17 protein-coding genes are annotated in these 15,278 nt (G+C 59.4%); 10 read left to right on the forward strand and 7 right to left on the reverse strand.

The genetic code is table 11. The annotated features are described in order from the left end of the window. Positions 1–27: 27 nt before the first annotated feature. Complete coding sequence (locus tag AB9L16_RS15855) at positions 28–453, forward strand: GNAT family N-acetyltransferase (protein ID WP_315435882.1); 426 nt, start codon at positions 28–30, stop codon at positions 451–453. A gap of 102 nt (positions 454–555) precedes the next feature. Here AB9L16_RS15855 and AB9L16_RS15860 read toward each other — a convergent pair whose 3' ends face one another. Continuing rightward, positions 556–906, reverse strand: coding sequence for a hypothetical protein (locus AB9L16_RS15860; RefSeq protein ID WP_041477055.1), 351 nt, complete (start codon positions 904–906; stop codon positions 556–558). A 133-nt stretch (positions 907–1,039) separates the two neighbouring features. Between AB9L16_RS15860 and AB9L16_RS15865 the strand changes: the two genes are divergently transcribed. The 8 genes from AB9L16_RS15865 (at position 1,040) to AB9L16_RS15900 (ending at position 6,284) form a co-directional block, all read left to right on the forward strand. Further along, positions 1,040–1,369: a DUF6388 family protein gene (locus AB9L16_RS15865; protein ID WP_041477057.1), complete on the forward strand. Its 330-nt coding sequence runs from the start codon at positions 1,040–1,042 to the stop codon at positions 1,367–1,369. Positions 1,370–1,718: 349 nt separating this feature from the next. Then, a complete protein-coding gene (locus AB9L16_RS15870; RefSeq protein ID WP_150638880.1) occupies positions 1,719–2,714 on the forward strand; it encodes an IS110 family transposase in 996 nt (331 codons plus the stop codon). A 102-nt stretch (positions 2,715–2,816) separates the two neighbouring features. Next, complete coding sequence (tusD, locus tag AB9L16_RS15875; protein ID WP_041477377.1) at positions 2,817–3,209, forward strand: sulfurtransferase complex subunit TusD; 393 nt, start codon at positions 2,817–2,819, stop codon at positions 3,207–3,209. Between the two features lie 2 nt (positions 3,210–3,211). Beyond that, the gene (gene tusC, locus AB9L16_RS15880; RefSeq protein WP_375122371.1) at positions 3,212–3,568 is read left to right on the forward strand and encodes a sulfurtransferase complex subunit TusC; all 357 of its coding nucleotides are present in this window, start codon (positions 3,212–3,214) and stop codon (positions 3,566–3,568) included. After that, entirely contained in the window at positions 3,568–3,861 is a 294-nt protein-coding gene (tusB, locus tag AB9L16_RS15885) for a sulfurtransferase complex subunit TusB (RefSeq protein ID WP_056788919.1), read from the forward strand. The genes tusC and tusB overlap by 1 nt, the downstream gene beginning before the upstream one ends. Then, on the forward strand, positions 3,858–4,193 hold the full coding sequence (locus AB9L16_RS15890) for a TusE/DsrC/DsvC family sulfur relay protein (RefSeq protein WP_016770652.1): 336 nt from the start codon (positions 3,858–3,860) through the stop codon (positions 4,191–4,193). The genes tusB and AB9L16_RS15890 overlap by 4 nt, the downstream gene beginning before the upstream one ends. Further along, a complete protein-coding gene (locus tag AB9L16_RS15895; RefSeq protein ID WP_375122372.1) occupies positions 4,190–5,191 on the forward strand; it encodes a glycosyl transferase family protein in 1,002 nt (333 codons plus the stop codon). Before AB9L16_RS15890 ends, AB9L16_RS15895 begins: the two co-directional genes overlap by 4 nt. A 91-nt stretch (positions 5,192–5,282) precedes the next feature. Beyond that, positions 5,283–6,284: a glutathione S-transferase family protein gene (locus AB9L16_RS15900; protein WP_150634945.1), complete on the forward strand. Its 1,002-nt coding sequence runs from the start codon at positions 5,283–5,285 to the stop codon at positions 6,282–6,284. Between the two features lie 94 nt (positions 6,285–6,378). Here AB9L16_RS15900 and cysG read toward each other — a convergent pair whose 3' ends face one another. From cysG to ftsK, 6 genes are all read right to left on the reverse strand, one after another. After that, complete coding sequence (cysG, locus tag AB9L16_RS15905) at positions 6,379–7,773, reverse strand: siroheme synthase CysG (RefSeq protein WP_041477064.1); 1,395 nt, start codon at positions 7,771–7,773, stop codon at positions 6,379–6,381. Then, on the reverse strand, positions 7,774–9,054 hold the full coding sequence (gene serS / locus AB9L16_RS15910; protein WP_375122373.1) for a serine--tRNA ligase: 1,281 nt from the start codon (positions 9,052–9,054) through the stop codon (positions 7,774–7,776). A gap of 15 nt (positions 9,055–9,069) precedes the next feature. Next, entirely contained in the window at positions 9,070–9,444 is a 375-nt protein-coding gene (gene crcB / locus AB9L16_RS15915) for a fluoride efflux transporter CrcB (protein WP_016775261.1), read from the reverse strand. Next, a complete protein-coding gene (locus AB9L16_RS15920) occupies positions 9,444–10,766 on the reverse strand; it encodes a replication-associated recombination protein A (protein ID WP_051600478.1) in 1,323 nt (440 codons plus the stop codon). Before AB9L16_RS15920 ends, crcB begins: the two co-directional genes overlap by 1 nt. Before the next feature lie 195 nt (positions 10,767–10,961). After that, a complete protein-coding gene (gene lolA, locus AB9L16_RS15925) occupies positions 10,962–11,582 on the reverse strand; it encodes an outer membrane lipoprotein chaperone LolA (RefSeq protein WP_016775262.1) in 621 nt (206 codons plus the stop codon). Positions 11,583–11,649: 67 nt separating this feature from the next. Beyond that, a complete protein-coding gene (ftsK, locus tag AB9L16_RS15930) occupies positions 11,650–14,058 on the reverse strand; it encodes a DNA translocase FtsK (protein ID WP_041477069.1) in 2,409 nt (802 codons plus the stop codon). A gap of 521 nt (positions 14,059–14,579) precedes the next feature. Between ftsK and aat the strand changes: the two genes are divergently transcribed. Continuing rightward, positions 14,580–15,260 (forward strand): leucyl/phenylalanyl-tRNA--protein transferase, encoded by a 681-nt coding sequence (gene aat, locus AB9L16_RS15935; protein WP_353187553.1) that lies wholly within the window; start codon positions 14,580–14,582, stop codon positions 15,258–15,260. The last annotated feature ends 18 nt before the right edge of the window (positions 15,261–15,278 follow it).

Consider the following 15,278-nt stretch of genomic DNA (forward strand, 5'->3'; position numbering starts at 1 on the left):
GCGTTCAATCACACAAGGAAGTCATGCATGAATTTGCGTATCGAGTTGACGGACAATCCTACCGAGGAACAGCGTCAGGCCATTCTCCAACCGTTGATTGAATACAACGATGCGAAGACCGGCATATCGAAAACCGAACCGTTCGCCTTGATGGTAAAAGATGAGTATGGCGCGATACTGGGCGGGTTGTACGGGCGAGTGACTTTGCGCTGGATGTTCATCGATTTGCTGTCAGTACCGGAACAAAGTCGCGGACAGGGGATTGGTTCCAGGTTAATGGCACAGGCAGAAGCATTGGCCGAAGACAGGAACTGCTACGGAATCTGGCTCGACACCTTCGATTTTCAGGCGCCGGAGTTCTACAAGAAGCTGGGCTTCAGCCAGTTCGGTGAGATCGTTGACTATCCACCGGGGCACAAGCGGCATTTTTTCCAGAAGCGGCTGATCGACTGACTGTATCGCCCTTTGCGCGAGCAGGCTCGCTCTCACACTGGAAAGCATTCAACCTGTGGGAGCGAGCCTGCTCGCGACAGCGCCAGCCGCCTCGACACACAATCAGAGGCAGGTCGCCATCGCCGCCATGCGCCGCATCGCGACAAAATCACTCTGCTGTGCGTAGTAATTCAAAGTCGTACCCGAGGCTTCGGTAATCACATCGACAAACGACTCCGCTGAACGCGTGTAGACCGTCGTGCCGCCAGACTCGCGCGGCTCCAGATAGGCCGCCGCGTCGACGCCGAAAACCGCTTCATCCTGCCAGGCGAATTGCACGCACCGGGCGACGTCTTTCTCCGGCTTGTCCGAGGTCAGGACCTTGTCCGGGCTCTTGCTGCGAGCATCGTTCATCACCGAACCGGCGCACCCGGCCAACAGGGCCGCCGCCAGCACTACCATCAGCATTCGCATTGCATTTGCTCATCGAGAAAAAAGCGGACTGTAGCACTGCAACGCGGCAAATCGTTCTGCTTTACTGTTTTTATGCGCGACACGCGTGAGCAGCTGCGGCACTCTGAGATCTTCAGCCACACAAGGACATTACATGGCGCCTAGCGACCAACGACATGAACACGCCCTGAAACTGTTTCTCGATGCGCGACCCGAACTGCGCGAGACCCTCGACCATCTCAACCCGCTGCTGGCTCAGGCCAAGGGTGAAACCCAGGCGCAGTACCGCGAAGAACGCTTGCATGAAGCATTCGAGGCTGAGGCAGAAAGCCAGGGGTTGTTTGCCTGGGAGCTGACGTTGCAGCTGACCGCTGATTCACCGGAGGACTATCAGGCGCAACGCCTGGAAGTGCATCGGGAAGTGGCGGAAATGGCGGGGATGGACTGGATCGAGTATTGCGATCTTTACGGCATCACCCCGTAATCGATGTAGGAGCTGCCGAAGGCTGCGATCTTTTGATTTTGCTCTTCAAGATCAAAAGATCGCAGCCTTCGGCAGCTCCTTGTATGTTCCCCACACACCAGCATGAATGAGATCTAAGCTCGCTGGTGCGACATACGAAGATGTGTTTCTGGGGGAGACCGATCGCTCCTTAAGGCAGGACTTGCTCCTGACCTTGTATGTAGAGAGGTCCCCCCGCCTCATTGCCCACCACGAAGAGTATCGAGAAGCCGACGAGTCGGACTTCGCATTACAAGGTTGCAGTGGCATGAAGTTCGAGGTCAGGGGAACCAGGAAGCATTTTTAACTCAGTTCTCTTGGAGTTGAAAGCATGAACATGCACGTCGGTTTGGATGTGGGATCTCGCACTACAGCGATGGGCTGGCGCAATGGCGGCCGTTTTGCAGGTCAGTGCAATATCGACCAGACACCGGCGGGGCGCAAAGCTGCTGTCGGCAAGTTACTTGAGCTCAAGCCTATATCTGTGGTGATGGAAGCCACCGGAATCTACTACCTGGACTTGGCCATGGAGCTCGCTGCGGCGGGTTTGCCAGTCTCGGTTATCAATCCGAAGAGTTTTCACAACTTTGCAAAGCTGATGCTGAAAAACAGCAAAACGGACGCAATCGATGCCCAGTTATTAGCTGAGTACGGCGAACGCATGAGCCCAAGGTTGTGGACGCCGCCCACTTCAATACAGCTTGAGCTACGCGCTATCGGTCGCCACATCAATCGTTTGACGGGTCATCGCACCCGCGCCAAAAACGAGCTGCATGCACTAAAAGCCACTCAAACAACTCTTCTGATGCTGATTGAAGACGAAGAAGAAGCCATCAACGCCTTTGACAAACGAATCGAGCGTTTCCGACTAGCGGGTCGTGCATTGATCGACAACTGCCCAACGTTGAGCGCCCAGTTCGCCCACATGATCGCCGCCCCTGGCATGGGTGAGATCTCAGTATTTGCGGCGCTGGCTGAACTGACGACCTTACCGGTAACGCTCAAGTCAGCGCAGGTCAGCCGCCATGCCGGACTCGATGTCCGACTCACGCAATCAGGCACCAGCATTGATAAACCCGGCCGGATAAGTAAGGGCGGCAATGCCTATTTGCGATCAGCGATGTACATGCCTGCGCTGACCGCCATACGTTGCGACCCGAACGTTAAAGCGTTTTACGAAGCCTTGGTGGCTCGAGGAAAGAGGAAGATGCAGGCTATCGTCGCAGTCATGCGCAAATACCTGACCGGACTATGGGCCTGCATGCGGGCAGGCGAAGACTTCAGTACAGCCAAGCTTTTTAGCGATAAACACACCCAAAAAGCTTGACCGTGAACAGAGTATCTACAAAGGTATCTGCGTAAAACTCGGGTTTCGCGGCACGAGCGATAAAGCTTTATCATGGCCGCAGTTTCGCTGATCGAGTCCATCATGAAGTTCGCCATCGCGCTGTTTTCCGCCGCCCATGCGCCCTCCTCGCGCCGTGCCCTGCTGTTTGCCCAGGCCGCGCTGGCCGGCGGCCATGAGATTGTCCGGCTGTTCTTCTATCAGGACGGCGTGTTCAACGCCTCCGATGCAGTGGTGACGCCGCAGGATGAACAGGATTTGCCCAAGCAATGGCGCGCCTTCATCAACGAAAAGCAACTGGATGGGGTGGTCTGCATCGCCGCCGCTCTGCGCCGTGGTGTGTTGAACGAAGAAGAAGCCAAGCGTTACCAGCGTGAAGCGATTTCGCTCAGCGCGCCGTGGGAATTGTCCGGTCTGGGTCAATTGCACGATGCCGTGCAGGACGCTGACCGTCTCATCTGTTTCGGAGGCGCTTGAACATGGCCAAATCGCTGTTGATCATCAGCCGCCAATCGCCATGGTCCGGCCCCGGTGCGCGGGAAGCGCTGGATATCGTGCTCGCCGGTGGCGCCTTTGATCTGCCGATCGGTTTGCTGTTTCTCGATGACGGCGTGCTGCAACTGGCCGCCGGGCAGAACGCCAAGGCCTTGCAGCAGAAAGACCTCAGCGCCAATCTGCAGGCGCTGCCGATGTTTGGTGTCGAAGAGCTGTTCTATTGCGCCGAAAGCGCCAATGCTCGCGGTCTTGGCAAACTGTCGCTGGACGAGGCACAGCCGCTTGCTGCTGACCACATCACCGCCCTTATTGACCGTTACGATCAGGTGATCACCCTCTGATGTCGACTTTGCATGTGTTGTCTCATTCCCCGTTCGGCGACGATCGTCTGAGCAGTTGCCTGCGCCTGCTCGGCAGCGCCGATGCGGTATTGTTGTCCGGCGATGCGGTGTATGCGCTGCAACCGGACACTGTGCCGTTCTCAACCCTTCAAGAGCGAGCAATCAGACTGTTTGTATTGATTGAGGACGCACAGGCGCGTGCGATCGAGATTCCAGACTGGGCCGAGGCCATCGACTACCCGGCGTTTGTCGAACTGTCGATCCATCACGCCAAGGTCAACAGCTGGCTATGAATTCAATGACCGTCGGCGCCCGCGCCATCGAACTGGACAAGGATGGCTTTCTCGTTGACCTCAGCGACTGGTCGGCTGAAGTCGCCAGCGCCCTCGCCGCCGCTGAAGACATCGAGTTGACGCCCGAACACTGGGAAGTCCTTGAGCTTCTGCGTAGCTTCTACGCCGAATTCCAGCTATCGCCGGCCACGCGGCCGCTGATCAAGTACACCGCGTTGAAACTTGGCGCGGACAAAGGCAACAGCCTGCACCTGAACCGACTGTTCAAAGGCACCCCTGCCAAACTCGCCGCGAAACTGGCGGGCCTGCCCAAACCGACGAATTGCCTATGAACGACTTTCCAGCTTTGACCCTCGAAACGCCTGCCGAGCATCCGTTCGCGCAATTCGTGCGCATTCTCGGCAAGGGCAAGCGCGGCGCCCGCGACCTGACGCGCGAAGAAGCCCGCGAGGCCATGGGCATGGTGCTCGATGACCAAGTCGAGGATACGCAACTCGGCGCCTTCCTGATGTTGCTGCGGCACAAGGAAGAAAGTGCCGAGGAAATGGCCGGATTTACCGAAGCCCTGCGCGCACGCTTGCACGCGCCCGCATTGAATGTCGACCTGGACTGGCCGACCTACGCCGGCAAAAAACGCCACCTGCCGTGGTATCTGCTGGCGGCCAAGTGCCTGGCGCAAAACGGCGTACGCATCTTCATGCATGGCGGCGGCGCGCACACGGCCGGGCGCCTGTATAGCGAACAACTGCTGGGCGAACTGAACATTCCCCTGTGCCGCAATTGGCAGCAGGTCGGCGCGGCACTGGACAACGGCGGCCTGGCGTTTATGCCGCTCGTGGACTGGGCGCCGCAGTTGCAAAAGATGATCGACCTGCGCAATACCTTGGGCCTGCGGTCGCCGATCCACTCGCTGGCGCGGATTCTCAATCCGTTGGGCGCACGCTGCGGCCTGCAAAGCATTTTTCACCCGGGTTACCAGGCGGTGCATCGCGATGCCAGCGGCTTGCTCGGCGACGCGGCAATTGTGGTCAAGGGTGATGGCGGTGAAATCGAGATCAACCCCGACGCCACCAGCCACCTTTACGGCACCAGCGGCGGTCAGAGCTGGGACGAAGAATGGCCGCAGCTGTCAGCGCAGCGCCACGTCAAACCCGCTTCGCTGGAAATCGAGCACTTGAAAGCCGTGTGGCGTGGCGATGTGGTCGACAGTTACCCGCAAATGGCCTTGATTGCGACCATGGCCCTCGCCCTGCGCGGTCTCGGTCAGAATCGCGAACAGGCCTTTGCGACCGCAGAGCAATATTGGGCGGCACGCAACACATCGATCTAACCGATCATTAGCGCCCGATCTTTGCGCTTTTTGTTCGAACTCATCGGAATAGACTCGACTCCAACGAATATTGGTTTTGGGAGTCTTGATCATGGGTTTACTCGTCGACGGCCACTGGCAGGACAAGTGGTACGAAAGCAGCAAGGACGGCGCGTTCCAGCGCGAACAGGCGCAACGCCGCAACTGGGTGACCGCCGACGGTCAACCAGGCCCCAGCGGTGAAGGCGGTTTCACTGCTGAAGCCGGGCGCTATCACCTCTATGTTTCCCTCGCCTGCCCTTGGGCGCATCGCACGCTGATTCTGCGCAAACTCAAAGGGCTGGAAGGTCTGATCGACGTGTCGGTGGTCAGCTGGCTCATGCTGGAGAACGGCTGGACCTTCGACAAGGCGTTGGGTTCGACAGGCGACAAACTCGATGGCTTCGATTTCATGCATCAGCGATACACCGCCGACACGCCTGATTACACCGGGCGCGTGACGGTGCCAGTGCTGTGGGACAAGAAACTCAAGCGCATCGTCAGCAATGAATCGGCGGAAATCATCCGCATGTTCAACAGCGCCTTCGACGGGATCACTGGTAACGATCTGGACTTTTATCCGGCGCCGCTACGCAACGAGATCGATGCGCTGAACGAGCGGATCTACCCGGCGGTGAACAACGGTGTCTATCGTGCCGGGTTCGCCACCTCGCAACAGGCATACGAACAGGCGTTCGATGAAGTATTCGCCGAACTGGATCATCTGGAGCAACTGCTGGGTGCCAATCGCTACCTGAGCGGGGAATACCTGACCGAGGCCGACGTGCGCCTGTTTACCACGATGATTCGCTTTGACGCGGTGTATCACGGGCACTTCAAGTGCAACCTGCGGCGGATTGCCGATTACCCGAATCTGTCGAACTGGCTGCGCGAGATGTATCAATGGCCGGGTATTGCCGAGACGGTGGATTTCCAGCACATCAAGCATCACTACTATGGCAGCCACAAGACCATCAACCCGACCGGCGTGGTGCCGAAGGGGCCGCAGCAGGATTTCAGCGTAGCGCATGACCGGTCGCGGTTGATCGGGAAAGGGGTTTGGTTAAAGGGCTAACAGCAGAAGCAAAAGATCGCAGCCTTCGGCAGCTCCTGCATGAGAATGCGTTCCTCTGTAGGAGCTGCCGAAGGCTGCGATCTTTTGATCTGACTCAGACCTGCGCTTGAGCCCCTTCAAACCACGCCAGCTTCTCGCGCAGTTGCACCACTTCGCCGACGATCACCAGAGTCGGCGCATGCACTTCATGCTCCGCCACCATTCGCGGCAGATCCGCCAGCGTGCCGGTGAAAACCCGCTGATTGACTGTAGTGCCCTGCTGAATCAACGCCGCCGGGGTATCCGCCGCGCGACCATGCTTGATCAACTGCTCGCAGATAATCGGCAGGCCCACCAGGCCCATGTAGAACACCAGCGTCTGCGCCGGAGCCACCAGGTCAGCCCATGGCAGATCGGTGGAACCATCCTTCAAGTGGCCAGTGACAAACCGCACGGACTGCGCATGGTCACGGTGGGTCAGCGGGATCCCCGCATAAGCGGCGCAACCGCTGGCCGCCGTGATGCCTGGCACCACCTGGAATGGAATACCGTGGGCCGCCAGTTCTTCGATCTCTTCGCCACCGCGGCCGAAGATAAACGGATCGCCGCCCTTCAACCGCACCACACGCTTGCCAGCCTTGGCCAGATCGACCAGTTGCTGGTTGATCTGATCCTGCGGCACGGCGTGTTCGGAGCGCCGCTTGCCGACATACACCCGCTCGGCATCGCGACGGCACAACTCGAGAATCGCCGGCGCCACCAGGCGGTCATAGAGCACCACATCGGCTTGCTGCATCAGACGCAGTGCGCGGAAGGTCAACAGATCCGGATCACCCGGACCGGCACCGACCAGATAAACCTCGCCAGTGGTGACCATTGGCTCGCCATCGACCTTGGCCTGCAACAGGCGCTCGGCTTCAGCGCCCTGCCCGGCCAGTTGACGATCGGCGATCGGGCCCTGGAAAACGTCTTCCCAGAAGCCGCGACGCTGCTGAACATCCGGAAACAGGTTTTTCACCTGATTGCGAAAACGCGCAGCCAGCCCTGCCAATTGACCGTAGGTCGAAGGAATCCAGGTTTCGATTTTCGCGCGGATCAGACGCGCCAGTACCGGCGCATCGCCGCCGCTGGACACGGCGATGATCAACGGCGAGCGATCGACGATCGCCGGGAAGATCACGCTGCACAAGGCCGGCGCATCGACCACGTTGACCGGCACGCAACGGCGGTGGGCGTCGGTGGAGACTTGCGCGTTGAGCGTTTCGTCGTCGGTAGCGGCAATGATCAGCCCGCAACCGTCCAGATCCGTTTCGGCGTAACCGCGCAACAGGCATTCACCGCCGCTGGCAGCGACCAGTTCGGCCAGTTGCGTTTCGATTTCAGGTGCGACCACCCGCAGCAGCGCACCGGCATCGGCCAGCAGGCGGGATTTGCGCAAGGCAATTTCCCCCCCACCGACAACCAACACACGACTGCCGCGCAGGTTGTGAAACAGCGGCAGATATTTCATTTAGCCGATGACCTCAAGGCCACCCATGTACGGCTTCAGCACGTCCGGCACGCGGATCGAACCGTCGGCCTGCTGGTAGTTTTCCAGTACCGCAACCAGAGTACGACCGACCGCCAGACCAGAGCCGTTCAAGGTGTGCACCAGCTCAGGCTTGCCGGTTTCCGGGTTACGGAAACGCGCCTGCATGCGACGCGCCTGGAAGTCACCGCAGTTGGAGCACGAGGAGATTTCGCGGTATTTGTTCTGGCTCGGAATCCACACTTCGAGGTCGTAGGTCTTGACGGCGCTGAAGCCCATGTCGCCGGTGCACAGCGCCAGGGTGCGGTAAGGCAGGCCGAGCAGTTGCAGAACCTTTTCGGCGTTGGCAGTCAGGCTTTCCAGCGCTTCCATCGATTGCGACGGCTCGACGACCTGGACCATTTCGACTTTGTCGAACTGGTGCTGGCGGATCATGCCACGCGTGTCGCGACCCGACGCGCCGGCTTCGCTGCGGAAGCATGGGGTGTGGGCGACAAACTTGATCGGCAACAACTTCGAATCGACGATTTCGCCGGCAACGATGTTGGTCAGCGACACTTCGGCGGTTGGAATCAGGTACAGATCAGCTTCGCCTTCGCGGGCAATCTTGAACAGATCTTCTTCGAACTTCGGCAGCTGGCCGGTACCTTGCAGCGCCGGAGCCTGAACCAGATAAGGCGTGTAAGCCTCTTCGTAGCCATGTTCGGTGACATGCAGGTTGATCATGAACTGCGCCAGTGCGCGATGCAGACGCGCGATCGGGCCACGCAACAAGGCGAAACGAGCGCCGGACAGCTTGGCGGCGGTTTCGAAGTCCAGCCAGCCGAACTTCTCGCCGAGGGCGACGTGGTCTTTCACTTCGAAATCGAACTGGGTCGGGGTGCCCCAACGGCGCACTTCGACGTTGTCGTCTTCGTCCTTGCCGACCGGAACCGATTCGTGCGGCAGGTTGGGGATACCGAGCAGGATCGAATCGAGTTCGGTCTGGATCGCGTCCAGCTCGACCTTGCCAGCGCTCAGCTCGCCTGCCATGCGCTCGACGTCCGCCATCAGCGGCGCGATGTCTTCGCCGCGCTGCTTGGCCTGCCCGATGGATTTGGAACGCGCGTTACGCTCAGCCTGCAGTGCTTCGGTGCGGGTCTGGACGGTCTTGCGCTGTTCTTCCAGCGCTTCGATGCGCGCAGTGTCCAGGGCAAAGCCACGGGAAGCCAGGCGGTCCGCTACGTCCTGAAGGTTGCTACGTAACAGTTTGGAATCGAGCATGTCGGTTTCTCGTTATCAAAGTTTGGTCAGGGACAGGCCGGCCCACGTCGCGAGCAGCCCGCCGAATACGCTGAGTGCCGCGTAGCCCAGGGCCAGCAACACTTGCCCGCTTTCCAGCAGGCGCACCGTATCCAGTGAAAAGGATGAAAAAGTCGTCAGCCCCCCGAGGAAGCCGACCATCAACCCGGCGCGCACCTCGATCGGCACCTCCGGGCGTATCAGAAACAGGCCGTACAACACGCCAATCAGCAGGCAGCCCACGATATTAACGGCCAGCGTCGCGGTATAGAAGTGCCGCGGCCAATTGGCGCTGACCCAATTACCGGTGGCGAAGCGCAACAAGGTGCCGGCAACACCGCCGACCGACACTGCGAGTATCAATGGAACCACTATTTTCTCCGCTGCCGAGGGCTCAGACGATCGAGTTGAGCGAGGTGATTGAGTTTTTCGCCGATCTTCAACTCCAGGCCGCGGGGTACGGGCTGATAGAACGGAATCGGCTCGAGTTCTTCCGGAAAATAGTCTTCACCGGCAGCATAAGCGTCCGGCTCGTCGTGGGCGTAACGGTATTCGTCGCCATAACCCAATTGCTTCATCAGCTTGGTCGGTGCATTGCGCAAATGCAGCGGCACTTCCAGCGAGCCGTTTTCGGCAGCCGCGCGCAGTGCAGTTTTGAAGCCCATGTACACCGCGTTGCTTTTCGGTGCACAGGCCAGATAAGTGATGGCTTGGGCGACCGCCAATTCGCCCTCGGGGCTGCCGAGACGCTCCTGCACCTCCCACGCGGCCAGGCACAGGCTCAATGCACGCGGGTCGGCGTTGCCGATGTCTTCGCTCGCCATGCGCACCACGCGTCGCGCCAGGTACAGCGGATCGCAACCGCCGTCGATCATCCGCGCAAACCAGTAAAGCGCGCCGTCGGGATTGGAACCGCGCACGGATTTGTGCAGCGCCGAGATCTGGTCGTAGAACGCTTCACCGCCCTTGTCGAACCGCCGGCGCGTATCGCCGAGCAGACTTTGCAGCAGCTCGATGCCGATTTCGCTGTTGTCTTCGGCCAGATCGGAGGCGTTTTCCAGCAGATTGAGCAGACGCCGGCCATCGCCATCGGCGGCCGACAGCAGCATCTGGAAGCCTTCATCGCTCAGGGTCAGGTTGCGCTTGCCCAGGCCGCGCTCTTCGGTCAAAGCCCGATGCACCAGTTTGCGCAGCGCCGCTTCGTCGAGGCTTTTCAGCACGTAGACGCGGGCACGCGATAACAAAGCGTTGTTCAGTTCGAACGAAGGGTTTTCGGTGGTGGCGCCGATGAAGATCAGCGTGCCGTCTTCAACGTAGGGCAGAAACGCGTCCTGCTGCGACTTGTTGAAGCGGTGCACTTCATCGACAAACAGGATCGTGCGCTTGCCGTACTGGCCGGCCTGCTGCTTGGCGATTTCAACGGCCTGGCGGATTTCCTTGACCCCGGCGAGCACCGCCGAAACCGTTTCGAAGTGCGCATCGGAGACTTCTGCGAGCAAGCGCGCCAGGGTGGTCTTGCCCACGCCCGGCGGTCCCCAGAAGATCATCGAATGCAGCGCGCCCTGCTCCAGCGCCTCACGCAAAGGCTTGCCGCGAGCGAGCACGTGTTCCTGACCGACGTACTCATCCAGATTGGCCGCACGCAGACGGGCGGCCAAGGGTTGGGCAATCGGTGCACTGCGAAACAGATCCATCACGTAGCGTTGAAACCTCTGATTTTCTGAAATCTGCTGAAGTACCTGTGGTGAGGGGATTTATCCCCGTTGGGCTGCGAAGCGGCCCCAAAAGCGACGACTGCTGCGCAGCCGGACGGGGATAAATCCCCTCGCCACAATAGCCCCTCAATAGCAGGCCCTCACCACAAAGGCCCTGACACAAAGGGCCGGTGTTTATTCCTGGATAACGTCGGCACCCTTGGGAATGTCGAATTTGAATTTGGACGCTGGCACCGCTTCGTTGGCCTTGACCCCGGTAAACAGGATATTGGTGCGCTGGCCGACGCTGTCAATCAATTGCATGTCATTGAGCAGGCCGTTGCGGAACGACAGGCGCAGATTGTCGAACAGGGTGTCCTTGGTTTTCGGCTTCAGGGTGAAGTCGATCACGCCGCCCGCCTCTTTCGCGCTGATATCGAAGCTCTGGCTGATCTTCGAGACATCGCCGGACAACAGCAAGGCCGGCGTCTGGGTCAGACGCTCATCGAGCTTCTTGATGGTTGCCTGCTCCAGATCCGGGTCCCACAGGGTGACTTTCTTGCCATCGGAGACCATGGTCTGCTCGGCCGGCGCATTGGTGTGCCAGTAGAACAGGCCCGGACGCTGCAGGGTCATGTTGCCGGTGGTTTCCTGCAACTGGGTGCCGGTGCCATCGAGGGTCAACTGCGAGAAGTTCGCCGACAGGGTTTTCGATGTTTCGAGCAATTGGGTCAGACGCGCCACGTCCTTTTCATCGGCGTGGGCCGTGAGTGTGGTCAGCGCCAGTACTGGCAACAGCATGCGGATAAGGCGCATGAGAGTCCTCTTGAATACTCGTGGGAGAGCGAGTGGCGCGTCATTGCGCCACTCGAGTCGTTGCGTTTCAGTCGCGTACCGGGCCTGGGGCCAGGACTTCACGCGAACCGTTGGTGTTCATTGAGGTAACGACGCCAGCCATTTCCATCGCCTCGATCATCCGCGCGGCACGGTTGTAGCCGATCTTCAGCTTGCGCTGCACAGCGGAAATCGACGCACGACGACTTTCGAGGACGAACTGCACCGCTTCGTCATACAGCGCGTCGGCTTCCGGATCATCACCGTCGCCACCACCGCTGCTGCCTTCAAAGCCGCTGCCCGCCTCTTCGACACCGTTGAGAATGTCGTCGTTGTACTCAGGCGCACCGCGCAATTTCCAGGCCTCGACCACGCGGTGAACCTCATCGTCGGAGACGAACGCGCCGTGAACCCGGATCGGCAAACTGGTGCCCGGCGGCATGTAGAGCATGTCACCGTGCCCGAGCAGTTGCTCGGCGCCACCCTGGTCGATGATGGTTCGCGAATCGATCTTGCTCGATACCTGAAACGCCATACGTGTCGGGATGTTGGCTTTGATCAGACCAGTGATCACGTCCACCGACGGGCGCTGGGTGGCAAGAATCAAGTGAATCCCCGCCGCACGCGCCTTTTGCGCAATACGCGCGATCAGTTCTTCAACCTTCTTGCCGACGATCATCATCATGTCGGCAAATTCGTCCACAACTACGACGATGGTCGGCAGTTTCTGCAGCAGCGGCGCTTCGTCGTGAATGCTTTCGCGCTTGTACAGCGGATCGCTCAACGGCTCGCCGGCATCCTGGGCTTCCTTGACCTTGGCGTTGAAGCCGGACAGGTTACGCACGCCCATTTTCGCCATCAGCTTGTAGCGACGCTCCATCTCGGCAACGCTCCAGCGCAAGGCGTTGGCGGCGTCCTTCATGTCAGTCACAACCGGGCAGAGCAGGTGCGGAATGCCTTCGTAGATCGACAGCTCAAGCATCTTCGGGTCGATCATGATCAGCTTGGCATCGTCCGGGCCGGACTTGAACAGGATCGACAGGATCATCGCGTTCACGCCCACGGACTTACCGGAACCGGTGGTACCGGCCACCAGCAAGTGCGGCATCTTCGCCAGGTCGGTGATGACCGGCTTGCCGCCGATATCGTGACCGAGCGCCAGGGTGACCGGGGATTTGAAGTTGTCGTACTCGGGGGTCGACAGCACCTCGGAGAAACGTACGATCTGGCGGTCTTCGTTGGGAATCTCGATACCGACAGTGGTCTTGCCCGGAATCACCTCGACCACCCGCACACTGGTCACCGCCAGCGAACGCGCCAGGTCTTTGGCCAGGTTGGCGATGCGGCTGACTTTTACCCCGGCGGCAGGCTGGATTTCGTATCGGGTAATCACTGGACCCGGATGGATCGAATCAACGGTGACTTCGACGCCGAATTCCTTGAGCTTGATTTCCAGCAAGTGGCCGACCGCTGCCAAGGACTCAGGCGAATAGTTGAGCTGTTTCTTTTCCGCAGGATCAAGAATGGAGATCGGCGGCAAGGTGCCTTCGACCGCGCTGTCGACGAACAACGGCGCCTGCTTCTCTTTCTGCACGCGCTTGCTCGGCTCCGGCGCCTTGGCCGGTGCCGGCGCGATCACCGGTGGCACCTGCTTCTCGCGGTCGGACATGTGCTTGCTCAACGCTTGCTCACGCTCGATCAGGCGTTCCTTGACCTTGGCCTGTTCGCGTTTGTCGGTGACAGTCGGTGCGACCACATCGTGGACGCGGTCATCAACCTCACGCAGTTGCGCAACCAGTTGCTTGCGTTCAGTGCGCGCCGACCACCAGCGGTTGAGCGCGCCCTGGAACAGCTCGAACAGATCGAGGGTGATCTTGCCGGTGACGTCCATCACCTTGAACCACGACAGGTCGGTGAATACGGTCAGGCCGAACAGGAACAGAGCGATGAACAACAGCGTGCTGCCCTGGATGTTCAGCGCATTCTTCGCCAGATCGCCAAGGCTTTCGCCCAGGGCACCGCCAGCACCGGCCGGCAGACCGGTCGCGGCATGGAAATGAATGTGCGCCAGCGCAGCACCGGAGAGCACGAGGAATACCAGGCCGATCAGACGCCAGGAAAACAGCCAGCCGCTCCACTGCCATGGTTCGTGGCGTTGACGGAAGATCTGGTACGCCTTGACCGCCAGCAGCAACGGAAAGATATAGGCGAAGTAACCGAGCACCATGAACAGGATATCGGCGCTGTACGAGCCGGCCGGGCCGCCGAAGTTCTGCACATCGTCGATCTTGCTGTTATGGCTCCACCCCGGATCGTCCTTGCCGTAGGTCAGCAAAGCCATCATCAGGAACAGGCACAAAGCGCCAATGGCGATCAATGCACCTTCCTTGAGCCGGTAGTGCAGTTGCTGGCGCCAGAGCGGAACGACTGTTTTGGGTGCTTCGGTGGTCTTCTTCAAAACGCTTCTTTTCCTGCGCCCGAGGCGCGTCCATCTATTGAATGACGATAAAAAACTGCCCAATCCAGGCAGGTAAAAAAGGTGAAAAGCTCAACTGGGACTACTTTTAACACTGTGCCACTGGTTTTATAAACACAGCCATAAACACTGTGCGCAGCGTATAGCCTGTCACAACCCGGCATTGTACGGGTTTGTGCGTCCGATGCCATGTTTGAGACCCCAGCCTTGAGCATAGCCAAACGTACATGCACTGCGTTGCAATTGGAGCATGCATTGTCTTTTGTGACAAAGGCTTATGAGCTGTATTTGATGAACGTAGCGAACCTGGCCGGATCAGGCTCACAGGAATGCTCGACAGCATCGGTACGGTGACGCTTACGACCACGGGCGACACATCAAGTTGCAGCTCAATGCTCACTGCAGCAGACATCTGTGCAGGACAGCGGCGCCGTTTCGCGGCAAACTCTTTCGCGGGGCCTGCACGCCCCTGACTGCCCTCCCCTTCTGCAAGCCTGGATGCCATGCTGACTTGGTTACAACGTAACTCCCTGACCTTTCCGCCACTGGAAAAAGCCATGCGCGAGCCGAACGGATTGCTCGCCGCCGGCGGCGATCTTTCCGCCGATCGACTGATCCAGGCCTATCGCCATGGCTGCTTCCCCTGGTTTTCCGAGGGCCAGCCGATTCTCTGGTGGTCGCCAGACCCTCGCACCGTGCTGTTTCCCGACGAACTGCACGTCTCGCGCAGTCTCGGCAAGCTGCTGCGCAAGCAACGCTATCAAGTGACCTTCGATAAGGATTTCGACGCCGTCATCCGCGCCTGCGCTGCACCGCGTGATTACGCCGACGGCACCTGGATCACCGAGGCCATGCAGGATGCTTACGTAGAATTGCATCGGCGCGGTTTCGCGCATTCGGTTGAGGTCTGGGACGAGGGACAGCTGGTCGGCGGCCTGTACGGCCTGGCGATGGGCAAACTGTTTTTTGGCGAGTCGATGTTCAGCCGCGCTGACAACGCGTCCAAATATGGCTTTGCCACGCTGGTCCAGCATTTGAAAGCCGCCGGATTTGTGCTGATCGACTGCCAGATGCCGACCGATCACCTGCACAGCCTCGGTGCGCGGTCGATTCCGCGCGGCGAATTCGCCGACTATCTGCGGCGCCATCTCGATCAACCGAATTCAGCGACCTGGGTTTGCTGAGCGACTTTTGCGCAGGTG

It is taken from the genome of Pseudomonas sp. LW8 (assembly GCF_041956865.1).
GTDB classification, from domain to species: Bacteria; Pseudomonadota; Gammaproteobacteria; order Pseudomonadales; family Pseudomonadaceae; genus Aquipseudomonas; species Aquipseudomonas siliginis.